Origin of the sequence: Undibacterium sp. Ji83W (assembly GCF_049340385.1) — a bacterium.
In the GTDB taxonomy this organism is placed as follows: Bacteria; Pseudomonadota; Gammaproteobacteria; order Burkholderiales; family Burkholderiaceae_D; genus Undibacterium.
The window spans coordinates 234,550-257,674 of sequence record NZ_JBMPOZ010000007.1 but is presented as its reverse complement, the minus strand read 5'-3'; the positions used below and the strand labels follow the sequence as shown (position 1 = coordinate 257,674).

Annotated in this window: 18 protein-coding genes; 9 read left to right on the top strand and 9 right to left on the bottom strand. The window is 49.6% G+C overall.

Going from position 1 to position 23,125, the window contains the following annotated elements; all coding sequences use genetic code 11:
* Window positions 1-23: 23 nt before the first annotated feature.
* The 5 genes from ACO0LD_RS14400 to ettA all read right to left on the bottom strand — a co-directional run bounded on the left by ACO0LD_RS14400 (window position 24) and on the right by ettA (window position 6,108).
* Entirely contained in the window at window positions 24-530 is a 507-nt protein-coding gene (locus ACO0LD_RS14400) for a hypothetical protein (protein ID WP_423007915.1), read from the bottom strand.
* Window positions 531-620: 90 nt separating this feature from the next.
* Entirely contained in the window at window positions 621-2,819 is a 2,199-nt protein-coding gene (locus ACO0LD_RS14395; RefSeq protein WP_423007913.1) for a protein kinase domain-containing protein, read from the bottom strand.
* Window positions 2,820-3,066: 247 nt separating this feature from the next.
* Window positions 3,067-3,663 carry an IMPACT family protein gene (locus tag ACO0LD_RS14390; protein WP_423007911.1) on the bottom strand — a complete coding sequence of 199 codons (597 nt, stop codon included), beginning with the start codon at window positions 3,661-3,663 and terminating at the stop codon, window positions 3,067-3,069.
* A gap of 148 nt (window positions 3,664-3,811) precedes the next feature.
* Entirely contained in the window at window positions 3,812-4,225 is a 414-nt protein-coding gene (locus ACO0LD_RS14385) for a flagellar basal body-associated FliL family protein (protein ID WP_423007909.1), read from the bottom strand.
* A gap of 215 nt (window positions 4,226-4,440) precedes the next feature.
* Window positions 4,441-6,108, bottom strand: a complete 1,668-nt coding sequence (gene ettA, locus ACO0LD_RS14380; protein WP_423007907.1) for an energy-dependent translational throttle protein EttA — start codon at window positions 6,106-6,108, stop codon at window positions 4,441-4,443.
* Between the two features lie 184 nt (window positions 6,109-6,292).
* Between ettA and ACO0LD_RS14375 the strand changes: the two genes are divergently transcribed.
* From ACO0LD_RS14375 to ACO0LD_RS14340, 8 genes are all read left to right on the top strand, one after another.
* Window positions 6,293-6,907: an OmpW/AlkL family protein gene (locus tag ACO0LD_RS14375; RefSeq protein WP_423007905.1), complete on the top strand. Its 615-nt coding sequence runs from the start codon at window positions 6,293-6,295 to the stop codon at window positions 6,905-6,907.
* Window positions 6,908-7,169: 262 nt separating this feature from the next.
* Window positions 7,170-8,417 carry an efflux RND transporter periplasmic adaptor subunit gene (locus ACO0LD_RS14370; RefSeq protein WP_423007903.1) on the top strand — a complete coding sequence of 416 codons (1,248 nt, stop codon included), beginning with the start codon at window positions 7,170-7,172 and terminating at the stop codon, window positions 8,415-8,417.
* Between the two features lie 37 nt (window positions 8,418-8,454).
* Window positions 8,455-9,117: an ABC transporter ATP-binding protein gene (locus ACO0LD_RS14365; protein ID WP_423007901.1), complete on the top strand. Its 663-nt coding sequence runs from the start codon at window positions 8,455-8,457 to the stop codon at window positions 9,115-9,117.
* A 9-nt stretch (window positions 9,118-9,126) separates the two neighbouring features.
* Window positions 9,127-10,362 carry an ABC transporter permease gene (locus ACO0LD_RS14360; RefSeq protein WP_423007899.1) on the top strand — a complete coding sequence of 412 codons (1,236 nt, stop codon included), beginning with the start codon at window positions 9,127-9,129 and terminating at the stop codon, window positions 10,360-10,362.
* Window positions 10,362-11,564 carry an ABC transporter permease gene (locus tag ACO0LD_RS14355; protein ID WP_423007897.1) on the top strand — a complete coding sequence of 401 codons (1,203 nt, stop codon included), beginning with the start codon at window positions 10,362-10,364 and terminating at the stop codon, window positions 11,562-11,564. The genes ACO0LD_RS14360 and ACO0LD_RS14355 overlap by 1 nt, the downstream gene beginning before the upstream one ends.
* Before the next feature lie 107 nt (window positions 11,565-11,671).
* Window positions 11,672-13,081, top strand: coding sequence for a sigma-54-dependent transcriptional regulator (locus ACO0LD_RS14350; RefSeq protein WP_423007895.1), 1,410 nt, complete (start codon window positions 11,672-11,674; stop codon window positions 13,079-13,081).
* Entirely contained in the window at window positions 13,078-14,436 is a 1,359-nt protein-coding gene (locus ACO0LD_RS14345) for a sensor histidine kinase (protein ID WP_423007893.1), read from the top strand. Before ACO0LD_RS14350 ends, ACO0LD_RS14345 begins: the two co-directional genes overlap by 4 nt.
* A gap of 93 nt (window positions 14,437-14,529) precedes the next feature.
* On the top strand, window positions 14,530-15,039 hold the full coding sequence (locus ACO0LD_RS14340; RefSeq protein ID WP_423007891.1) for a DUF1993 domain-containing protein: 510 nt from the start codon (window positions 14,530-14,532) through the stop codon (window positions 15,037-15,039).
* A 149-nt stretch (window positions 15,040-15,188) separates the two neighbouring features.
* Here ACO0LD_RS14340 and ACO0LD_RS14335 read toward each other — a convergent pair whose 3' ends face one another.
* The 3 genes from ACO0LD_RS14335 to ACO0LD_RS14325 are packed head-to-tail and all read right to left on the bottom strand — an operon-like array spanning window position 15,189 to window position 19,064.
* Window positions 15,189-16,916 (bottom strand): MFS transporter, encoded by a 1,728-nt coding sequence (locus tag ACO0LD_RS14335; protein WP_423007889.1) that lies wholly within the window; start codon window positions 16,914-16,916, stop codon window positions 15,189-15,191.
* A gap of 7 nt (window positions 16,917-16,923) precedes the next feature.
* Window positions 16,924-18,015, bottom strand: a complete 1,092-nt coding sequence (locus ACO0LD_RS14330) for a M24 family metallopeptidase (protein ID WP_423007887.1) — start codon at window positions 18,013-18,015, stop codon at window positions 16,924-16,926.
* Window positions 18,012-19,064 carry a proline racemase family protein gene (locus ACO0LD_RS14325; RefSeq protein WP_423007885.1) on the bottom strand — a complete coding sequence of 351 codons (1,053 nt, stop codon included), beginning with the start codon at window positions 19,062-19,064 and terminating at the stop codon, window positions 18,012-18,014. Before ACO0LD_RS14325 ends, ACO0LD_RS14330 begins: the two co-directional genes overlap by 4 nt.
* Before the next feature lie 494 nt (window positions 19,065-19,558).
* Here ACO0LD_RS14325 and ACO0LD_RS14320 point away from each other — a divergent pair, with 494 nt between their 5' ends.
* A complete protein-coding gene (locus ACO0LD_RS14320; protein WP_423007883.1) occupies window positions 19,559-22,375 on the top strand; it encodes a TonB-dependent receptor in 2,817 nt (938 codons plus the stop codon).
* Between the two features lie 54 nt (window positions 22,376-22,429).
* Here ACO0LD_RS14320 and ACO0LD_RS14315 read toward each other — a convergent pair whose 3' ends face one another.
* Window positions 22,430-22,936, bottom strand: coding sequence for a helix-turn-helix domain-containing protein (locus ACO0LD_RS14315; RefSeq protein ID WP_423007881.1), 507 nt, complete (start codon window positions 22,934-22,936; stop codon window positions 22,430-22,432).
* Window positions 22,937-23,125: the final 189 nt, after the last annotated feature.

The following is a 23,125-nucleotide window of genomic DNA, read 5'->3' as shown; positions in this document are numbered from 1 at the left end:
GTTAATAAAATTCCCTTGGCGATTTATCCGCCTGATTGCACATCTACTTCGGGGTCTGGTAAATAGAAAAATTCTGAACTCGTCACTTTGCCAGAAGGGTCTGTAAAATCGGCTGTAAATGAAATAGTAAACCCCCAAAAGCCAAGACTGTCTTCATTCATCGTCATTGTTACACCGTCAACTGGGCATGCAGTTTTTGCAGTTCCGATGGCAGCTTTTTCATTGCCTAATTCGCCCTTGCAAATTGCGATGAATGCACTTGCAGTTACTATTACGGTATTGGCGGGATCGGTAGCAGTGCCTTTGAAGTTAAAGGTCACGGTATCACCAACATTAAGGACACGCTTGCCGTTGCCTTGACTCCTTGGTGGCTCTGGAGTGAATTTGCCTGTTGCAGAAACAGTAGCCCGACTTTGTGGATCGCCTTGGTTAAAAAACGTTGTGAAGGTGTAGCTGACTGGGTCACTCATATTCAAGTCCTTAATATTGGTTGAACTATACAAATAAGCATGCGCACTGATGATATTCATGCTTGCCGCTTCAATAATCTGACGTTTCAGATTATTGAAATCTTTATTTCAACGGGTAAGCAGCAAAAACTGTTCCAGATCGTTGATTGACTATTTGTTTTTGACGTAACGAGGGTCACGTCTTAAACTGATAAGGTCTGGTTCAGATTCTATTGATTTAATTGAATAGCCATATTCAATTGCTTTAGATATTTCAGTAAGCGCTTCATCTCTTTGATTAAGAAGCTCATATGCTAGCCCAGCACGAAAGTGAGCATTGGCGTTTTTAGGCTCTAATGATAGTGAGCGTGTCAAGTATTCTTCAGCCTGTACTTTGTCACCAACACGTGCTGAGTACAGTCCATATCTAGAGATCAGAGTGACATCTTTTGGAGAAATTTTAATAATTGGGAATAGCAGGTCGCGCGCTTTTTCGTATGCCTTTTTCGCATCATCCGAGCGTCCAGGAATCCAAAGTAAACTATCTCCAAGGTTGGCCCAACCTAAATAATATGCTGGGTTTCCTTTGTTTGGAGTGACTGCAAGCTCAAAAGCATCTGCTGCACCAATATAATCACTTTTTTTGAACAGAGCATTACCTAAACTTGAATATAGCAGCGCGCTTGGCCTAACCAACAATCCTTGCTGCAATACTTGCAAGCCTTCGGCATCTCGATTTTGCTTAACTAATGCATTATTGAGATTTGCGTAGGAAAATACTGAATCTGGTTGAATTTTTATGCTGAGACGGAAGAATTTTTCAGCTTCACTATATCGATTTTGTTCAAAGTAAACTATTCCAAGTTCTTCCGCGAACATACGTTCTTGCGGAAATCTTTCAAGACCGTTTGTAGCGAGTTTAATTGCTTCGTCATAGCGTTTTAATCTTCGTAAAACCATGACGCTACCATACAGACCAAATACATTATCGGGGTCAAGGTTCAAAGCTTTTTCGTATGCACGTAACGCCTCTTCATTTTGTCCGGTATGCATTTTTACACGAGCAAGTGCAATGTGGCTAAGGGCTAGCTTGTCATTTAATTTTAGTGCTTGCTGAGCACTTGCGTCTGCTTTTTGAAGCAAAACTTCATCTTGTTTATCACTATTGTAGCGGAAGGTGTAAATAATCGACATGGCCGCAACGGCCCCTGCTTGCTCAGGATTGTGCTTCAAAACTTTTTGGAAATTCGCCTCTGCAATATCCAAGCTTCCTGGACGATCAAATTGACTTAATGCCTCCAGTCCCTGTTTCATAGCTAATGACTCTGAAAACGGCTTCAACGACATTTTATCTATTTCAAGGTAGGGCGCAGCCTGCCAAGCAATATATCCCAGCACGATAATGACGGCACTGACTATAGCAAGTCGTGTCGGTGTACTCAGCGCCTTCCAGCCTTTGCCTAAATTGTCGTCTGCGTTCCCAGCACCAGCGCCTGCCACAAGCACAGGCACGCTTACTAGCCCACGCAATTGCTCAACCACCTGTTGCATGCCGCTCAAGCGTTTCTCAGTCTGCCGCGCCGTCATTGCCAGCACCAGCTTGATCAGTTCTGGCTTGCAGCCCACCGGGAATTCCCAGGTGTCGGAATTCGATTGCATCAGGGCGGCGGCCAGGGCCAGGCCGCTGGCGTTGGCGAAGGGGCGTTGGCCTGTCAGGGTTTCGTAGAGGATGACGCCTAGGGCGTAGATGTCGCTTTGGGCGTTGGCCGGGTTGCCCATCATGCGTTCCGGGGCCATGTAGGCTATCGTGCCTTGCGGGTCCAACTGGCTCATGGACGTGGTGGCCTGGGCATCTGTTTGTGAAGCGAGGCCAAAGTCGAGTATGCGCACTTTGCCGCCGGGTTCCACCATCAGGTTCGATGGCTTCAGGTCGCCATGGATGAGGCCGCTGGCGTGGGCTTCCTGCATGGCTTCGGCGACCTGGCTGATGATGTTGATGGCTTGTTGTTCTGGCAGCGGCTGTTGCGGGTGTTGCTGCAGTAATTGCTTGAGAGTCAGGCCGGGCACCAGTTCCATGACGATGGACTGGCTATTGTCTTCATCTTCGATGGCAAAAATCTTGACGAATGCAGGGTGTTTCAGTGATGCGGCCAGGCGGGCTTCTTTGAGCAGGCTGGTGCCGGGTACTGCGTTTTCGACTGCCTTGAGCTGTTTGATGGCGACAGGGCGGCAGAGTTTGCTGTCCCAGGCTTCATGGACTTGCCCAAAGCCGCCTTCGCCCAGACGCTTTTTGAACTCGTAATGTCTGAGGCTGACGCTTTCTTCTTCTGTTTCTGTATTATCTTTGCTAGCCAGATTGGTATTTTGCATTGGTTTCTTGCATGGTTATTATTTTTTATGCCGCATTGGGTCACATGCAGCTATCTGCCCACGCAAGATAGTTGCTATTCGTAACGAGATGTAACGGCAATAATATAGCGAACTTTATTACAAAACTGTGTACTCACAGTGACAAGCCAATCTATTTTATATGTAAATGACATGTGAATTCACAGTAATTTACATGTAAAAATTCTGCTTGCCCAGTCTGTACGGGGCGGGCGAGATGAGGTGGAAGCTAAATAGTTATCTCAGGCTTGACGATGCTGACTTGTCCTTTGAGCATCTCTATCAATTCAGTCTCAAAGCTGAGGGCGAGTTTTTGCTTGATGCTGATACTGATGGTGGCGGATTCGGTATAGGCAAGCCCGGTAACGCTGGCGGCGAATTTGTCGCAGAGGCGGCGCACATGGGATTCATCTGCATAGGCGCAAACGATGTCCCATTCAAACATGTATTCGACTTCTGTCAGTTCGGCGACCTTGAAGGCATCAGAAATGGCTTGTCCATAGGCGCGCGTCAGGCCACCTGCGCCCAGCTTGGTACCACCCCAGTAGCGCACGACTACGGCTAGCACATTGGTCACATCCTTGTGCACCAGCACGTTGTACATGGGTTTGGCGGCAGTGCCCGATGGCTCACCATCATCGTCCAGGCCAGAATCGCCAGTGCAGATCAGTGCCCAGCAGACATGCACGGCATCCGGGTGCTGGGCGCGTATGCTGGCCAGTTGCTGGCGTGCTTCTGCGCGGCTATTGAGTGGGTAGAGCTGGCCCAGGAATCGGCTTTTCTTGATTTCTATTTCAGCAAAAGCAGGGGCAGCGAGTTGGTACATTGGGGGTGGCGGGGCAAAGCCGCTATTTTGGCGATTTATTGCAACCAGGTATACATAATTTGCGCCTTGCCTGGTACAGCTTGTATCGCGGGCTTATACCATAAACCCGGTTTCTGGCCTGCCACAACAGGGCAGTTACGCCTGAGTTTTACTGGATGACGAAGTTTTCAAAAAACACATCGGTCACACCGTCGTGTTCTTTCAAATCCAGCGTCTTGTTGACGCCTTCCTTGATTTCTTCCATTAACTTATGCTTGCCGTCCAGGCTTTGCAATTGTTCGCCCTCTTTGCTGCTGAGTAGCAGGATCAGGGTGTGCCTGACCTTGGGCATGAACATCTTGATCTTGTCGCTGACTTCAGCGCTGGCTATTTGCAGCGCCATGCTGAGTTGCAAATAGCGTTCAGTGCTGGCCAAATTGACGGTGAAAGCTTCCAGTTTTGCAGTAGAGGCAGCACCTGCTGCGCCAGCGTCCTTGCCACCAGAATTGGCCAGTACGACGCCAGATTGCAGACTCAGGGCGAGACAAAGCAGGAAAGGGAATAAGTGTTTTTTCAGTTTCATGTTTATCTTTTGCTAATGTTTGCTCAAGAAAAATCTATATTTTTCAGAAGCTTACCGCATTGCAGCAAAACATACTGTTAAACAACTTAAAGAAGCTGGGCAATGCAGGGATGTTTGATGCGATAAGCCTGCTTGATATGAAACTAAAGTTTCTTATCAAGCAGGCTTATGCAAATTACATACCCGGCGCAGACCTTCTCAGGTCTGCCTCAGACTTACACTGTCAAAGGCTTGTAACGGATGCGTTTTGGTTTGGCACCTTCTTCACCCAGACGTTTTTTCTTGTCGGCTTCATATTCCTGGTAGTTACCGTCAAAGAAGCTGACTTGTGAGTTGCCTTCAAATGCCAGGATGTGGGTGGCGATACGATCGAGGAACCAGCGGTCATGGGAAATGACCATGACGCTGCCGGCAAATTCCAGCAAGGCATCTTCCAGCGCACGCAGGGTTTCCACGTCCAGATCATTCGACGGTTCATCCAGCAGCAAGACATTGCCACCTTGCAGCAGGGTTTTGGCCAGATGCAAACGACCACGTTCACCGCCAGAAAGGTTGCCAACGATTTTTTGCTGGTCACCACCCTTGAAGTTAAAGCGACCAAGGTAAGCGCGTGAAGGCATTTCAAAACGGCCTACTGTCAAAATGTCAGCACCATTGGCCACGTCTTCAAACACGGTCTTGGTATTGCCCAGGTCTTCACGTGACTGGTCCACCAGCGAGATTTTGGCAGTCTGACCCAGCACGACTTCACCGCTGTCTGGTGTCTCCATACCTTTGATCATCTTGAACAAGGTTGATTTACCGGCACCGTTAGGGCCGATGATGCCGACGATGGCACCAGGTGGAATCTTGAAGCTCAGGTTGTCGATCAGCAGACGGTCACCAAAGGCTTTGCTGACGTTCTTGAATTCGATGACTTCATTGCCCAGACGCTCTGCCACAGGGATGAAAATCTCCTGGGTTTCATTACGCTTCTGGTATTCATGTTCGCTCATTTCATTGAAGCGTGCCAGACGCGCCTTGCTCTTGGCCTGACGCGCTTTCGGGTTCTGGCGTGACCATTCCAGTTCTTTTTGCAGCGCTTTCTGGCGCGCAGATTCGGTCGCTTCTTCCTGCTTCAAACGGGCTTGCTTTTGATCCAGCCAGGAAGAGTAATTGCCTTTCCATGGGATGCCATGGCCACGATCCAGCTCCAAAATCCATTCAGCCGCATTGTCAAGGAAGTAGCGATCATGGGTAATCGCCACCACGGTGCCAGGGAAGCGCAACAGGAATTGTTCCAGCCAGTCGACAGATTCAGCATCCAGATGGTTGGTAGGTTCATCAAGCAAGAGCATGTCTGGTTTGGACAGCAACAATTTGCACAGGGCGACACGGCGTTTCTCACCGCCGGACAAGACGGCTATTTTGGCATCCCATGGTGGCAGGCGCAGTGCATCGGCGGCCATTTCCAGTTGCAGTTCTACATTGTCGCCTGAGGATGTGGAGATAATCGCTTCCAGACGTGCCTGCTCATTGGCCAGCGCATCAAAGTCAGCATCTTCTTCGGCATAGGCGGCATACACTTCTTCGAGCTTGGCCTTGGCTTCAAACACCTCGCCCAGCGCAGATTCAACGGCCTGGCGCACGGTTTGTTCCGGGTCGAGCTGCGGTTCTTGTGGCAGGTAACCGATGTTCAGGTTAGGCATGGGCACGGCTTCGCCCTGTATGTCCTTGTCTAAACCTGCCATGATTTTCAGCAGGGAAGACTTGCCTGAACCGTTCACACCCAGCACGCCTATCTTGGCGCCAGGGAAGAAGGACAGGGAAATATCTTTCAGGATTTGACGCTTCGGCGGAACGATTTTGCCGACGCGATTCATGGTGTAGACGTAATTGGCCATTTTTCTTGATTTTTCATAGGGAATAAGAATGCTTGCAAGGATACCTCAAGCAAGCGCTGGACGGAATATTTCACTAATAAAAGACGCGTATGCTGCTCCGCACCAAAGTTGATGTAACTCAAGTCCCTGCAAGCAGTGTGGATTTACACTTTATTCATCACTGTTGATAAAAGAGGAAATGAAAATGAAAAAGCTTGTAATCGCACTCTCCCTGGCAGCTATCGGTTTCACGGCAAGTCAGGCAATGGCTCAAGAACAGAGCCCATGGCAAGTGCGTGCCCGTGTCGTCAATATCAGCCCTGCAAATAGTTCTGACCCTGTGGGCGGCGTTGGTGCTGCCGATCGTATAACGGTTACCAGTAAAGAAATCCCTGAAGTCGATATCACTTATTTTTTTACGCCAAACTGGTCGGCTGAACTGATACTGACTTACCCGCAAAAACATGATGTCATGCTCGATGGTGCCATCATCGGTAGCTTCAAGCACCTGCCCCCTACTCTGACAGCGCAATACCACTTTGCACCTGGCGCGCAAGTCAGTCCTTATGTCGGCGCTGGTGTCAATTACACCCGTATTTCTGATGTGAACTTGCTCAAAGGCGCAGGCGGTTTGGAAAACAGTAGTTTCGGCCTGGCGGTACAGGCTGGTGTGGATTTCAAACTCGACAAAAACTGGTCACTGAATCTGGATATCAAAAAAGTACAGATACGCAGTGATGTGACTATCAGTGGCGCCAAAGTCAGCGCGGTCAAGATTGATCCTTGGCTGGTAGGTGTAGGCGTAGGCTATCGCTTCTAAACTTTATTCAAGGCTGTATTCATATGATCCCCCTTCTATTCAGAAAGGGGATTTTTATTTGGGCGACGGTTTTCCAGTCCGCCATCACCGTGCTAATTCGCACACCAGCGTTCGTTGACGAACGGATTTTCCTCCATCTGGCTAACATTTTCCTTGGTATTTTTATTTTAAGTAATTGATTTTAAATGACTTAATTTGAATTGACTTGGCAGGCACGTTGCTTGCAAACCTGATCTGATAATTACTTACATCAGGTTTCAGCATGGATCAGGCTCTCAGCCAGGACACACTCAAAAAGCGCAGGCGCAAGACTATCTTGCTGCTTGCCGCCGCCGCCATTTCTGTCACGGGTGCGGCGTGGGCTGTGAACCGGCTTATCAGCCCCGGCGTCAGCCTGGGTGAGATACGCGTGGGGCAGGTGCGTGTGGGGGCCATTGACAATACCATCAATGCAGCAGGTGTCGTCATCCCTGTTCATGAAGAGCAATTGTCCAGCCCCAACCAGTCGCGCATCAGCAAAGTCATTGCCAAGGCGGGCCAGACCGTGCACACAGGTGAATTGCTGATGGTGCTGGATGACCACACCATACGTCTGGCAATCGATAATTTGCGCGAGCAGATTTCCCAGCAAGACGTCAAGGGACAATTGCTGGCAATGGAGATGGAATCCAATCTCAAAAAAATTGCCAGTGAAATTGAATTGCTGGAACTGGATTTGCAAAGTAATAAAGTCAAGCTGGCACGCTACCAAAAACTGGGGCCGATAGGCATTACTTCAGCAGTTGATTTGCAAGCAGCAGAGCTGGCAGTCAAACGCAATGAAGTGCAACTGCGCCAGCACAAAGAAACCCTGACAGATACCCGCCGCACTACGCAAAGCAATATCGAGGCTGCACGCCTGCAAAAATCCATCTTTCAGAAACAGATGGAATTGCAGCAAAGATTGCTGGAACAAACCCAGGTCAAAGCTCCCTTTGATGGCTTGCTTACCTGGATGCTGGCCGATGAAGGTGCCAGCCTGAATACCGGGCAACTGATTGCCAAGGTATCTGAATTAAATAATTTCAAGGTAGAAGCCACCGTCTCTGACTTTTATGCGCGTTACCTCAGTCCCGGTCAAAAAGTACGCGTCGAATATAGCGGGCAAATCATGCCTGGCGAAGTACAAACCATTTTGCCCGAGATACAAAACGGCACGGTGAAACTCATCGTCGTTCTGGATAGGGCGAATCACCCCTCGCTCCGGCACAAACTCAGGGTAGAAGTGAATATCATCACAGAACAAAAAGCACGTAGCCTTATTGTCGAAAACGGGCCAGCCATCAGTGGCAAAGGCAGGCAGGATGTGTACGTGCTGGAAGATGGCAAGGCAGTAAAACGTAGCGTGGAGATAGGCCTGGGTGACAGCAAGATGGTAGAAGTCTTGCAGGGCGCAAAAGAAGGAGACAGGCTGGTGATTTCAGATATAAGCAGCCTCAAGCATTTAAGCAGTTTCAGGGTGTCGCAGTAAACCTTGAAGACAAAAATTGAATAAAAAGGAAACGATCATGATCAAGCTGGAAAACGTCAGCAAAACTTATCAGACCGATAAAGTCGAAACCCTGGCTTTGCGCGACATTAACCTGCATGTCAAAAAGGGAGAATTTGTTTCCATCATGGGTCCTAGTGGCTGCGGAAAAAGCACGCTGCTGAATTTGATCGGCCTGCTTGACAGACCGGGCAAGGGCAAGATTGCGGTCGATGGTGCTGAGATGAAATCCTGGCGTGACAAGGAACTTGCCAGCATGCGCAACCGTACTTTTGGTTTTATTTTCCAGAGCTTCCACCTGATCAATGATCTGCGTGTCATTGATAATGTAGAGCTACCATTGCTGTATCGCTCCTGTAGTGCCAAGGAACGCCGCCGACTGGCAGAAGAAGCGCTGGCCAGAGTGGGCCTCTCTGCACGCATGGATCACTATCCAAATCAGTTGTCTGGCGGGCAGCAACAAAGGGTGGCCATCGCCCGTGCCATGGTCGGTCGCCCCAGTGTCTTGCTGGCCGATGAACCGACCGGTAATCTGGATAGCCAGATGGGGGCAGAGGTCATGGATATCCTGCTCAAACTCAGCCATGAGGGCACGACTGTCGTGATGGTCACCCATGATGAACGCCAGGCCAAACAGGGTGGCCGCATAGTCCGGGTGTTTGACGGCCAACTGGTCGCTTAGGGGGATGCCATGTTAAAGAATTATTTCCAGATTGCCTGCAAGGTATACATGCGGCGCAAATTGTTCACGGCCATCAACCTGCTGTGCATCGTGCTGACCATGGTGGTATTGCTGACAGTAACGGCGATCTTGCAAACTACTTTTTATCCCACAGGTGTTGAGGGCAAGAGTGAACGTTTTTTGCAAATTACTACTATCACACAGGCCAGTAATAACAACACGAGCAGAAGTCCATTAGGCTATAAGACGATTGACCAATATCTGCGCAAAATGAAGACCGTGGAAAAGGTCGCTGCAGTGACTGGCCCGGAGTCTGTTTCTGTCTATCAAAAAGACAGTGTTAATGAAATCATGATGCGTCGCGCTGATGCAGAGTATTGGCAGATACTGGATTTCAAGCTCTTGTCCGGGCGCGTGCCCACTGAGGATGACGTCAAGCAAGGTCGTTTTGTCGCCGTTGTCAATGAAAGCACAGCGAAAAAATTATTTGGAAGCGAAGCAGCCGTAGGTAAAAAAATCAACACTGGTGGGCAACAGTTTGAAATCATTGGCGTGGTCGAAGACGTTATCCATCTCAATGCTTTTGCTGATATGTGGGTACCTGTGACAACTTTGCCTTCTTCACAATACCGTGAACAATATACAGGGGACTTTACAGCCATGTTAATGGGTAAGAGCGCAGCAGACTTGCCCCTGATCAAAGATGAACTCCTCCAGGTCGTCAAACAAATAAATGCCGATGAACCCAACCATTGGGACCATACCTATATGTGGGCAGACAGCAAACTGGATTTCTTTGCAAGAGGCATACTGAATAACAACGAAGTTGCTGGTTCAGGTGCTGCCCAACTGCTGGCGGGAGTCGTTTTTGCCATGTTGCTCTTTATGTTGTTACCTGCCCTGAATCTGATCAATCTGAATTCTGGCCGCATCATGGAAAGAGCAGCCGAGATCGGTGTACGCAAAGCCTTTGGCGCCAGCAATAGTGAACTGGTCAAGCAATTCGTCATGGAAAATATCTTGCTCTGCCTGTTTGGTGGTGTACTGGGATTGATATTCACCAAGTTGACACTGATCTGGCTCAGCAATGCAAATCTGGTGCCGTACATGAAAGTGGATTTGAGCTTCGCCGTGTTTGTCTACAGCTTTGTGATTGCCATCGTGTTTGGTGTTTTGTCTGGCGTCATCCCTGCATGGAAAATGTCACGCCTTGACCCCGTGCTTGCCCTGAAAGGAGCTGCATAATGTTTTTCCATATACTCAAACCTATCTGGAAGCGCAAGTTCAAGAATTTGCTGTTGAGCCTGGAAATTCTTTTGGCATTTTGTGTCGTCTTCGGGCTGGCACTGATGAGTGCACGTTATTTTCAGTTGTACCACTTACCCACGGGATTTGAATATCAGGATGTGTGGTCAGTCAGGATGATGGGTACAGGTTCGTTAGATGCAAAAAACGATTCCACTGTGACAGAAAATTTCCAGCGCAGCCTTGCAGCTTTGCCTGAGGTGGAACAAGTTGGTTTTATCAATTATTCTCCTTATAGCAATGCTACGTGGCGCTCCGATTTGTATTTGCCTGACAGTCAATTCAGATATCCCGTCAACGTGTCGGAAATGGCAGACGAAACCCTTGCTCTCCTGAAAATGAAGTTGCTGGATGGGCGCTGGTTCTCAGCTGAAGATGAGGGTAGGCCAGAAAGAGCCATCATGATTAATAAAAAACTGGCAGACAGCATGTTTCCTGGCAAGAGTGCAGTCGGGCAATTGGTCACTGATACCGCGCCAGATTCGAAAAATGTCAAATTGTTGCGCATCACAGGGGTTGTTGAGGATTTCCGTAACAAAGGTGAATTCATGGCGCCGACAAATTTTTCCATCATGCGTTTTTCCAGGGTAACTGGGGCAAAACGCATGGAGGTTGTCCTGGTCAAAGTCAAGCCAGGTACATCACGCGCCTTTGAAGAAAAACTGAATCAGCAATTGAAGCTCATACGCAGTGACTGGGGTTACAGAATTTCACCTCTGGTCGACATGCGCAAATCCAAGATGACGGAAGACACCATACCCTTGATGATGCTGGCCGTCATTGCTGTCTTCTTGCTTGTAATGGTGGGTTTTGGTCTGTTTGGCGTGCTTTGGCAAAATACCACGCAACGTATTCCCGAGATAGGTTTGCGCCGTGCCGTTGGTGCCAGTAGCGGGCATATCTATCAGCAAATCGTCAGCGAGCAATTATTGCTGAGTTCCATTGCCATGCTGGCAGGGATGGTATTCCTGATACAACTGCCACTGACCGGGGTTTTGGGGGATGCCATTAACTGGACGGTCTTCATTACCGCTACCGTGATCTCCATGGCGGTGATATATGCTATCTCTACGCTTTGCTCGCTTTACCCGGCCTGGCGTGCCAGTCGCCTTAGTCCGACAGAAGCCTTGCACTACGAATAAAATTATTCTTGATCACAGACCAAAACGTTTAAGATAGCTGGCAGGCTTCACTCTCAGGAGTGTGAAGCCTGCATTTCTGTCTTCACCCATATGCAATAGATAAGGCCATGCCAGTAGCATTAACAAACCAACGTATCCTGATCATAGATGACGACAGCTCGGTGCTGGTGTCGCTGGCTTTGCTGTTGAAGCAAGCCGGTTATGCCAGCGTCAGTTGCGATGACCCGCAGCAGGCCATGCAGATACTGGCAACGCAGGAAATACACCTGGTTTTACAGGACATGAATTTCTCTTTGCAAACCACTGGCGAAGAGGGTTTGGCTTTATTGGCCGACATCAAACGCCTCTATCCAGCACTGCCTGTTTTACTGATGACGGCCTGGGGTTCAATTGCCCTGGCTGTGCGTGGTGTGAAACTGGGAGCAGCAGATTTTTTTACCAAACCCTGGAATAACACACCTTTGCAGGAATTGATACGCGCTACCCTGGATATGGCGCAAGTTGCCACGCCTGGAAATGCAAGCCGTCAGGCACTGGACCAGCAGTTCAATTTCAGCGACATCATTGGTGAACATCCTGAATTATTGAGAGTATTGGCAACCATAGGCCGGGTCGCAAGAACCAATGCCTCGGTCCTGATATTGGGTGAGAGTGGCACCGGCAAGGAATTGATTGCCGACGCGATTCACCGCAACAGCCCGCGCGCCACTAAGCCTGTAGTCAAGGTGAACATGGGCGCAGTGACAACGAGCTTGTTTGAAAGCGAAATGTTTGGTCATGTCAGAGGCGCTTTCACGGATGCCAAGAGTGACCGCAAGGGGCATTTTGCCATGGCCAGCCAGGGCAGTTTATTCCTGGATGAAATCGGTGAACTGAACCGCAATGACCAGGTGAAATTACTGCGGGTATTGCAAAACCAAAACTATCAGGCGGTGGGAGCCAGCAAGACAGAACAGGCTGATGTGCGCATCATCTCGGCCACCAACCGCGAGCTGGCAGAGTTGGTCGCCAGCAATGAATTCCGTGAAGACCTGTATTACCGCTTGAACCTGATCACCATACGTCTTCCCCCTTTGCGTGAACGCCGTAGTGATATTCCCTTACTGGCAAACCGGCTGATGACAGCTCTCGTAAATAGCTATGGCATGGAACCAGTCAGTCTGGCACCATCTGCATTGCAGTGGCTGGGCAGCAGGACCTGGCCGGGTAATATACGCCAGCTCAAGCAATGTCTGGAGCGCACTTTGCTCCTGGTGGGCAAGCCTGTTCTTGAACAGCATGATTTCCTGTTTGCCGAGCAGCATGAAGAAACGCAGGGGCAGGACGTGAGTATGAGCATGGCGGGCATGACGCTCGATCAGGTAGAAAAACTGATGATAGAAAAAGCCATGGAACAGCATCAGGGCAATATCACACGCGTGGCCAAGGCTTTGGGTCTGAGCAGATTCTCCCTGTATCGCAGACTGGAAAAACATCAGATCAGTATCAGTGAAATCGATGATGAGGGGCAGCAATGAGCCTGAAGCGGCGCTTGCTGGCTTATCTCTTCCTTATCCATGGCATTTTCCTGGTGTTGGCTTTCAGCTTTTATCTTAGTCAGCCTTTGCTCATCGTCTGTCTTGAACTGGGTCTGGCTTGCAGCCTTGCTCTGGGTATTTATCTGGTCAATAAAGTCTTGCAACCCCTGGATTTTGCCCAGCAATTTCATGACCTCTTGCAAGATGAAAATTATGCCAGCCGCATCAAACCGGACAGCAACAAGGAAATCAATGAACTGGTGGTCTTGTTCAACCGCATGCTGGAAGCCTTGTATAAAGAAAGGCTGGAGCTTGGCGAACAGCGCGGCTTTCTTGACCGCTTGCTGGAAGCGACACCGACAGCAGTCATCGTCTTTGATTTCGATGACAAGATCAGCTTGATGAATGCCAGTGCCCAGCATTTGTTGGACGTAAGGGAAAACGCAGGCTTGAGCTTGCAGCAATTGATCCAGAAAAATGAAACCACCAGCAGTGCTGAATTACTGCAGCAACTGCAACAGTTATTGCCTGGTGAGAGTGCAGTATATGGCGACACCGAAGGCAGGCGTTACCGTTGCCAGAGAAATCAATTCACTGACCGCGGCTTTAAACGCGATTTCGTATTGATTGACGAGATCACAGCAGAACTTGCCAGTTCAGAAAAAGCTACCTATGAAAAACTTATACGGGTACTCGCGCATGAAGTGAATAATACCGTCGCCGCCACAGGTTCAGTGCTCGAATCATTGCTGTTTTATAGTGGACAATTACAGGCAGAAGACAGTCATGATTTTGTCACCGCCATCGCTGCTGTCAGGAAGCGCAATGGCAATCTGGGTGAATTCATAGAAAGATTCACCCGCGTCGTCAAAATGCCAGAACCTGAATTGAAAGCACATGACCTGGCAGGCATGCTGGATGGCATCATTTATTTGTATCGCCAGCAATGCAATGAGCTTGGCATCCGCTTCAACTGGGTAGTGCGTGAAGATATACCATTGCAAATGCTGGATGCACATTTGATGGAGCAAGCATTATTGAATATCGTCAAGAATGCCATTGAAGCTGTAGATACGTCCATCAAACTTGGCTTGCAAGAGACTGGCTATGTCAGGCTCGAACTCCGGCGGGATGCAGACACGCAGGCCATACTTTTGTCGATACGGGATTCTGCCAATCTCTTGTCAGATGTGCCGCATGGGCAATTGTTCACGCCTTTCTTCACGACCAAGAAGGGTGGCCAGGGCATAGGCCTGATGTTTGTGCGCGAAGTCCTGAACCGGCATGGCTATAGCCATAAACTCATGACGAATGGCCAGGGTGAGACCAGTTTTGATATCCTTATCGACGGCTAATTCAGAAAACTTCCAGCCTCATACGCAAATCTTCTATACGTCCTATAATGCAGCTCCATTCGGCTCATTCTGCCAATTATTTAGGAGATTTCCATGTCTATTTCCATGTACGCTGCCTCTGTTCCCGTGTTTAACCAGATGCTTGATAGCCTCAGCGATGTCCTGAAAAAAGCTGAAGCGCATGCGACAGCCAAGAATATCCCGGCAGAAAATTTCTTGCAGGCACGTTTGTTCCCTGACATGCTGGCGCTGACACGTCAGGTACAGATCGCCGCCGACTTCGCCAAGGGTGTAGCAGGCCGTCTGGCACAAGCTGAATTGCCAGCCTACGAAGACAATGAACAGACTTTTGCAGAGCTGCAAGAACGCATCGCCAAAACCAAGGCTTTCATTGCAACACTGGATGAATCCAAATTTGAAGGCAGCGAAACCCGCAACATCGTCTTGCGCCCAGGTACACCAAAAGAACAGACTTTCACTGGTCAGGCTTATTTGCTGAACTACGGCTTGCCGCAATTCTTTTTCCATGTGACGACTGCGTATGCATTGTTCCGTCATAACGGTGTGGAAATTGGTAAAAAAGATTTTATGGGTTTGCGTTAATTTAGTTTCGTAGGTTGAGTTTACGTCGTAGGTTGGGCTACGGTTTACCAGCCCAACACTCAGCGTTTAAATAACGTATACTTTTGTTGAGGCACAGTGTTGGGCTGATACCCCGTAGCCCAACCTACGACCTTAAATTCGCATGCCGTTTAGACAGCCACAGCAAAACCCTGCACAGCCTTCTTCAGCCGCAAATTAAACACCAGCAGCGCAATCGAAGTGGCAACACCAATCCCCCCAAACAAACTCCACATCAGCATGGGCTGATGCATCTGCCGCGCCAGCACGGTATACGACCAGCCAGATAAAAGCCCGGCAAACAGATTGCCCAGTGCCATGGAAACAAAGTAATAACCCATGAACATCGCGGTTTTTCTTTTCGGTGCAATCGCTGCCACATATTCCTGACTTTTGGGTGAGGCGATCATTTCCCCCAGAGCAAAAACAAAGACAGCCATGCACACGCTCACGCCGCCAAATAGCAAGGCATTAGATAGTCCCACCATCCACAGACTGAGACTTAGCACCAGTGTACCCATGACCAGCACCGGCAAGGCTTTCCAGCGTTGTACATAGGTGCTGATGGCAATTTGCAATAACACGACAGCACCAAAATCCAGATTGACGATGTATTCAGGATTGACCTGGCGGTAAGCCCGGCTCCAGTCCGCCGCCAGTTGCGCGGCACTGATCTTGCCTGCGTGCAGCGCCTGCAAGCCAGACTGTAATTGTTCCAGAGGTGGCATGACTTTGTAGTTCACCAGTTCCAGGCGTAATTGTTCCAGCATCTGGGTATCGCTGTAAGCGCCAATTTTTGCGGCAAGGCCTGGCAAAACCGTCGTCAATTGTTCTATATTCACTGCAGCCAAAAAATTCAGGGCAGAGGGACTGAATTTACCTATCAGCAGAACCAGGTCGGTGGTGTCGACAAAGTCACGTATATACAAGGGGAGGGTGATAAAGAGCTGGTTATAGATAGTCCAGAAACCTGTCATGATGAGCAGGTAAATGACGAATTGCGCATTCCCTATGCGTATGCCTTGCTGGTACCAGTGTTGCTGGCGGCCAGATTTATTCAGCGCACTCCAGACCAGGTTGATGCCCAGCCAACCCGCTATCGCCATGAAATATTGTGCATAAGTGATGCCGCCCTTGGCCGCGATCATGATGCCTATGATGGCTGGCACCACCATCAAAGCCAGCCTGCCATTGCCCAATACTTCCTGGGTTTCCAGCAAGACCTGGCGCAAGCCGCGCTGGTCGGTGCCCGCTTCGTGATGGTCACCATCCTTGTACAAGAAAATCGCTGGTATGAAATTCAGCAAGATCCAGAACGAGGACATGAGAAACACCATGTCCCAACTGATTGCGCGTACATAGCCAGCCACCAGTGGCCCCAGGAAACCGCCAACATTCACCATGGTATAAAACACGCCAAATCCCAGACCGCGGTTGCTGTCGTCGGTAGTACGGCCTATGGTGCCGACTACTACTGGTTTGAAACAAGCAGCGCCGACAGCGACCGCCAGGAAGACGGCGCAGAAACTCCAGAAACCATGAACCTGCCCTAACAGGAAATAAGCCGGACACATGATGCAAAACGCAATCAGGAACATGCGCCGGTAGCCATAGCGGTCCGCCAGCGCGCCGGTAATCACAGGCAGCAGATACAGCAGGAAGGGGATCATGCCTTGCAAGAAACCGCGCTCCTGGTCATTCAAACCCAGGCCACCTTGCGATACCGGGCTGGTCATGTATAAAGAAGACAGCGTGAAAAAACCATACCAGGCCAGGCGTTCAAAAATTTCCATGCTGTTCGCGACATAGAAATTTTTATGGAAAGGACTGCGGCCCGAAGAAATTGGGATAGTGGACATAAGTAATTTAGATTTCCAGCTCAAAGATCTTGGGCGCATGGCTAATGAAGCTATAACCATCAGCGAGTATGACTACATCATCTTCTATGCGTACACCACCATAGCCGGGGATATAGATGCCTGGTTCTATGGTGACGACGTAGTTGGCTTGAAAGATGTCCTGGCAGACCGGACTGATGAAAGGCTGTTCATGCAGCTGTATGCCTACGCCATGGCCCAGGCCAGTGCTGGTATGGGCGGAAAATTCAGATGCCTGTAAAACATTGCTGGCTGCAGAACTGGTGACGGTGGCTAGCTGACCGGCATGCAGGCTTTCCAGCGCAGCCTGTTGTGCACGCTGCACGGTGTCATATATATTTCTTTGTTGAGAATTTGCCTTGCCAGCGATAAAGCTGCGCGTCATGTCCGAGCGATAGCCATTCACGACTGCACCAAAATCAATGACTATCAGATCGCCCTCACTCAAGGTTTTGGCAGACGGTATGCAATGTGGTAAGGCTGAACGTGGGCCAAAACCGACTATGCTGGGGAAAGACAAACCTGCAGAGCCCAGTTTTTGCATGCGGTATTCAAGCTCAAGTGCAAAGTCACGTTCGCTGACGCCTATGCAGAGCAGGGGCATGCAGTCATGCAAGGCCTGGTCTGCAATCGCCGCTGCCTTGCGGATTTGCACTATCTCCCATGCATCCTTGATTTTGCGCAATTCCTCTACTGCACCAGCACTGGGCGTACATGCAATACCTGTCAAGTCTTGCGCCATGCCTGACCATGTCTGCAGAGTTATATGTCCTGCTTCAAACAGCAGGCTGATAATATGTTTTTCATCCAGCACCTGGCGTATCGCCTGCCCAAGGCTTTGCTGATCGCGGTTGCGACATATGATGTGGCAATCAAAACATTCTTCTTCTGCCTGTTCGATAAAACGATAGTCGGTAATCAAAAAGACCTGATCCATCGTGACTATGCCATACGCCGCTTCACCAGAATAATTAGCGAGATAGCGCAGATTATCGAGCGAGAAAACCAGCAAGGCTTGCTTCTCTTCAGCGCTCATACGCTGGCGTAGCTTGCTCAACCTTTGTGCAAATTCAGCTTTCATCGGAATATGAATCCTTGTATCAGTGGATCTTGCGGGTCCAGATAAAAAGTGCTGCGCCCTGTCACATGGGCGCTGCCCTCCACACGGGGGATGATGGCGCTATGAAAGCCATAGCTTTGCGGCTGATAGGCTGCTACCTTGAACTGGCTGCCGAGTATGCTTTCTATGATGATGTTCTCCCCCACCCGCAACGCGCCACGTGCATGCAGAATGGCGGCCTGGCCGGACACGCCGCTGCCAGTCGGGCTGCGATCCAGTTCGCCATCGGCAAAGATGCAGACATTGCGGCTATGCACGCCGGGTGTGGTGGATGGCGCAGAAAAGATGCAGCCATAGAGGAAGCTGAGCTCATCATCAAAGGGGTGATGTATCGGTATTTGCGCCTGTACTGCAGCCTTGATGCTGCGTCCCATGGCGATGATTTGCCGGTGATTATCAGCGGCCAGTGAGAGGCCCAGGCTGGGTGCATCCACGTAGGCATAATAAGCGCCACCATAAGCCAGGGTGACATTCACCTTGCCCATTTCAGGCACATCAATTGCTACATCCAGGGCGACGACAAAGGAAGGTACATTGTCAAAATAGGTGCGGGTGACTTTGCCATTGCTCATCTCGGCATAAGCAGTGATCTGTCCGGCTGGCACATCTATTTTGATGGTAGTCATGGGCCCGGTGCTGGCAACCACACCGGCTTCCAGTGCCACGCGGGTGAGGGCAATGATGGCATGGCCACACATGGTGCTATAGCCTTCATTGTGCAAGAACAGCGCACCGAAATCACTGTCCGCTCGTTCTGCCGCGACGATGAGGCAGCCATACATATCTGCATGACCGCGCGGCTCAAACATCAATGCTGTACGCAAATGATCGTAATGTGTCTGGCAATATTCACGCTTGTCGAGTATGCGCTTGCCCGGCAGAACCGGAAAACCAGCCGTGATGATGCGCAAGGGCTCGCCGCCGGTGTGGCAATCCAGACTGCTGATCTGCAAGATATCAGACGATGGTCGCCAGCTGGAAAAAGCCCTGGCTTGGTTTGCACTCGGCATGGTCATGTTCCTGCTTAAAATTCTGCTTTAAAAGTTTTGCTTCAGACGCGTCAGCTTAGAGTGCGTGAGCATGCCTGTCTTGACGTTTTGCCTGTGCTCTTGCATGGAAATTGGCACAACAAAAAACTATTTTTATCTGCTTAAAATTTCCGCAAATGTTTGTGTATATTTAAAATATATTTATGATATATTAAAAAGTGACATGGGTGATTCATAGGAAAGTAATGAGGAAATGTCAGTGGGTTTTGGCAGGCAGCAACGCTGGCCTCGTCAGCAAGCAGGAAAGGATGTCATCTCTGAATATGCGCACGGTTTGTAATCCAGACAGTTCTTGCTTTGCCCCAGCTAATCCACAAAATGGATTAGGAAAAAGCAAAGCAGACTTTGTGGACAGTGCGCAGGAACAAGCCACGGGCAAGCTTCATATTCCAGGAAATACCTAAATCAGCAAGCAAGAAAATCAAGAAATATTATCCAGATCCGGAGCAGACAAAATGAAAGAAAAAGTATTATCCCATTCGCTGAGACTGATGTTCGCCAGCGGACTAGGCCTGAGCCTGACTATCGTGGCAGGCGCTAGCCAGGCGCAAGACACGACTGCACCGATGCAGCGTGTGGAAGTGACAGGCTCATCCATCAGGCGCATTAATCAGGAAACTGCCTTGCCTGTGCAGACCCTGTCACGCGCTGATATAGAAAAAAGCGGTGCAACCAATGTAGAAAGCCTCATCGCCGCTTTGCCCAGTATGCAGGGTTTCGCCACGGCCAATCAAACCATCAATGGCGGCGGTGGTGGTTTGCAGACTGCCTCCATCCATAATATTGGCGCTGCCTATACCCTGGTCTTGTTGAATGGTCACAGGCTGGCTTCATATGGTGCTGGCAGTACTGTTAACCTGGCCAGCATTCCCTTGTCTGCGGTTGAACGGGTAGAGATTTTGACGGATGGTGCCTCGACACTGTATGGTTCTGACGCGATTGCCGGTGTCGTCAACTTTATCTTGCGCAAAAATCAGACTGATGCAGCTGTTGACTTCAGTTATACCCAGCCGCAAGAATCGGGCGGCAAGTCGTATCGCCTTGGTATTTCCAAAGGTTTTGGCGATCTGGATAAAGATGGCTATAACGTTTTGCTGTCGTACAGCCATGACGAGCAAAGCATGCTCAACGCGAATCAGCGTTCATTTGCAGACACGGGAGTCAGAAGATTTTCTGCCAATGGGAAAAATTATGCGACCTGGTTTTTGTCAGACAATTCCAGCCCATCGATAGCGCAGTTGAATTTCAAGAACGGTGCTGACCCCATCCTGTTTTCACCCAGTTACCTGAAAGATAAAACCTGTGGACCAAATACCTTCCAGGTAGAGAACCGCTGCCGCTTTGACTATGCGTCAACCGTGCAATTGATCCCGGAATCAAAACGTGACAGCCTGTTTTCATCATTGAATTACAAGCTCAATAGCGACACCACCCTATTTGCTGAAGCAGTCGTTTCCAACTTCAAGCAAACCGGCCGTTATGCGCCAGCAGCGCAACCCTTGAGTCTGGGATTGGACAGCCCGCTGTTCGCCAAATATGTCACGCCTTACCTGGCTGGTCTGGGTGTTAATCCTGCTGATCTTGATTCCGCCAGAATGCGCCTGCGTATCTCTGATGCCGGTGGTCGCAATACTGCTTACACAACCGAGGCACAACATCTGGTGCTGGGTGCAGAAGGCAATGCCTTTGGTTTTGATTACAATCTGTCTTACACACATTCCATCTCCAAACGCATCCGCGATTTCGCTGGTGGCTTTTTGAGCAAGGACAAGTTCTACGCGATAGTCGACAGCGGCAAATACGATCCTTTTGCACCTGCTGGTTCTTCTGCTGCAATTCTGTCACCGGCAGTCTTGCACGAAAACTGGTCAAGCTCCAAGAGCACACTGGATGTATTAAGCCTGCGTGGTTCACGTGAATTGTTTGCTATCGGCAGTGGTAAATCGCAACTGGGTCTTGGTGTGGATTTCAGTAAGCAGCGTTACGATTACTTTGCTACGCCTATAGGCATGGGTACCAATGCGCTGCAACCAAATTATACCGATGCACCTTTGGGTGATTCACCCGGCGACTTGCCGATTGCTGCAAGCCGTAAAAACTGGGGTAGCTTTGCTGAGCTCTTGCTGCCCATCAGCAAGCAATTTGATGTGACAGCTGCACTGCGTTACGATGATTACAGTGCCGTCACCAACACTGCCAATTTTGATGAACAGGGCAAGCCCATCGCATCTGCCACGCAGGGTAACAAGGCTGACAAACTGACTTATAAACTGTCTGCTGCTTACCGCGCATTTGATAATCTCTTGTTGCGTGCTTCGTATGGCACGGGTTTCAAGATGGCCAGCATGAGCGATATCACTTCCCCGCTGACACATAGCGGCAATACCGGCGGTACTTATCCTTGCCCGGTGAAGTCACCTGATCCACGTGCTGTGAATTGCATGGGCTCTACCCAGTATGATGTGCTGACCGGTGGTAATCGCCTGACGGGTGAAAACGGTCTGAAGCCGGAAGAATCCAAACAAGCCAGCATGGGCATACGCATAGAACCAACATCCAGTCTGTCTCTGGGTCTGGATCTGTGGGATGTGAAGATGGCAAACCAGATAGCGCAATTGCCTGAAGCAATCGTCTTTGGTCATCCTGAGCGTTATCAAAACCTGTTCTCAACTTTCTATGAACCAGGTCAGGGTGGCAATATTCTGGTCGGCACCCTGCCTTCCTACAATATTGCGAATGCCCATTATCGCGGCATAGATTGGGACCACAGCTTCAAGACCTCTACACCTGTGGGCAAGCTGGCTTTGAACTGGACCGGTACTTATATGCTGATGTCTGACTTTGATATTCCAGGGAGCCCGACGGTGCACAGTGTTGGTCGCTATGATGAAAATAACGCGGTAGCTTTCCGTGTCATCAGCAAACTGGTGGCGACGCTGAAAACCTCGGACATTTTCACCCATGCACTGACGATGAATTATCGCTCCGGCTATCACGATGCCTCAGCTTCTGTGCGTGAAGTGAATGCCAATGGCAGCTTTGGTGATTTTGCCACGGTCAAGCGCGATGTGTCGTCTTACACCACCTTTGATTGGCAGACACGCGCGCAATTGCGCAAAAACCTGGCTTTCACCGTGGGTGTGCGCAATCTGTTCAACGTCAACCCGCCTTTGTCACTGAAAGAAGGCAATGGTGACCAGGTTGGTTACGATGGCCGTTACACCGATGCGCTGGGCAGGACTTTCTACATGACCGGTTCGTATAACTTCTGATCTGACTTAACTAATCCGTACCCTGAAGATAGTTTGAAGATAAGCAGGGTACGCTTAGTGCTGTAAATTGAAATAGGCGTAAGCCAGGGCTGCCGCAATAAACAGGCAGATATAAATACCCAATGCAGAACCCTGATTTTGCGCGGGGTTGCCTGGGCGGCGTGGTTTATCGGATTTGCTTGCCGCTAGTCGTTTTTTATCCGTATCGATGGCCATCAAGGCCAGGATGGGTCCAGGATCAAGTTTGACCAGCTTCGCATATGCGCGTGTGAAGCCTTTGACTATCGCCGCCTCAGGCAGGGCGGGATAGTCGTCTTTTTCCAGCGCGATGATTTGCCGTGGTGCCATTTTTAAGTGCGCAGCAACTTGCTCAACTGACCAGCCCAGTGCAGTGCGTCCAGCCGCCAGTTTGGCGCCGGGTGAGGCAGCCAGCCTTTGTGCTTCGGCTTCAATCAAATCTGCGGCAATGGGTTGACCCAGACGGGATTCGATCAATTCCTGATAATGAAACGTACCAGTGACTTCTGACAGGACAGGCTGACTATGTTCAGAATCTTTCATTACCCTGACCTCATATATATAACAATCTTCTTCCAAAACAATTACGCAAAATGCATGCCATTGCATAAATGGCAGCAAACTATGGCAGTGAACTGAGCAGATCATGCTCAAGCTCATACCGGTGGTGCTTTACTTATAGGACTTATTTGCAAAGCTGAAAATCGATATTTAATTGATATCAAGTGTCGC

What these genes read in the sequence shown, in the direction of transcription:
- ACO0LD_RS14325 (WP_423007885.1), bottom strand. Translation starts at nt 19,064, where the DNA reads ATGCCGAGTGCAAACCAAGCCAGGGCTTTTTCCAGCTGGCGACCATCG.
- ACO0LD_RS14320 (WP_423007883.1), top strand. Translation starts at nt 19,559, where the DNA reads ATGAAAGAAAAAGTATTATCCCATTCGCTGAGACTGATGTTCGCCAGC.
- ACO0LD_RS14330 (WP_423007887.1), bottom strand. Translation starts at nt 18,015, where the DNA reads ATGAAAGCTGAATTTGCACAAAGGTTGAGCAAGCTACGCCAGCGTATG.
- ACO0LD_RS14335 (WP_423007889.1), bottom strand. Translation starts at nt 16,916, where the DNA reads ATGTCCACTATCCCAATTTCTTCGGGCCGCAGTCCTTTCCATAAAAAT.
- ACO0LD_RS14360 (WP_423007899.1), top strand. Translation starts at nt 9,127, where the DNA reads ATGTTAAAGAATTATTTCCAGATTGCCTGCAAGGTATACATGCGGCGC.
- ACO0LD_RS14315 (WP_423007881.1), bottom strand. Translation starts at nt 22,936, where the DNA reads ATGAAAGATTCTGAACATAGTCAGCCTGTCCTGTCAGAAGTCACTGGT.
- ACO0LD_RS14350 (WP_423007895.1), top strand. Translation starts at nt 11,672, where the DNA reads ATGCCAGTAGCATTAACAAACCAACGTATCCTGATCATAGATGACGAC.
- ACO0LD_RS14390 (WP_423007911.1), bottom strand. Translation starts at nt 3,663, where the DNA reads ATGTACCAACTCGCTGCCCCTGCTTTTGCTGAAATAGAAATCAAGAAA.
- ettA (WP_423007907.1), bottom strand. Translation starts at nt 6,108, where the DNA reads ATGGCCAATTACGTCTACACCATGAATCGCGTCGGCAAAATCGTTCCG.
- ACO0LD_RS14345 (WP_423007893.1), top strand. Translation starts at nt 13,078, where the DNA reads ATGAGCCTGAAGCGGCGCTTGCTGGCTTATCTCTTCCTTATCCATGGC.
- ACO0LD_RS14395 (WP_423007913.1), bottom strand. Translation starts at nt 2,819, where the DNA reads ATGCAAAATACCAATCTGGCTAGCAAAGATAATACAGAAACAGAAGAA.
- ACO0LD_RS14365 (WP_423007901.1), top strand. Translation starts at nt 8,455, where the DNA reads ATGATCAAGCTGGAAAACGTCAGCAAAACTTATCAGACCGATAAAGTC.
- ACO0LD_RS14375 (WP_423007905.1), top strand. Translation starts at nt 6,293, where the DNA reads ATGAAAAAGCTTGTAATCGCACTCTCCCTGGCAGCTATCGGTTTCACG.
- ACO0LD_RS14370 (WP_423007903.1), top strand. Translation starts at nt 7,170, where the DNA reads ATGGATCAGGCTCTCAGCCAGGACACACTCAAAAAGCGCAGGCGCAAG.
- ACO0LD_RS14355 (WP_423007897.1), top strand. Translation starts at nt 10,362, where the DNA reads ATGTTTTTCCATATACTCAAACCTATCTGGAAGCGCAAGTTCAAGAAT.
- ACO0LD_RS14385 (WP_423007909.1), bottom strand. Translation starts at nt 4,225, where the DNA reads ATGAAACTGAAAAAACACTTATTCCCTTTCCTGCTTTGTCTCGCCCTG.
- ACO0LD_RS14400 (WP_423007915.1), bottom strand. Translation starts at nt 530, where the DNA reads ATGAATATCATCAGTGCGCATGCTTATTTGTATAGTTCAACCAATATT.
- ACO0LD_RS14340 (WP_423007891.1), top strand. Translation starts at nt 14,530, where the DNA reads ATGTCTATTTCCATGTACGCTGCCTCTGTTCCCGTGTTTAACCAGATG.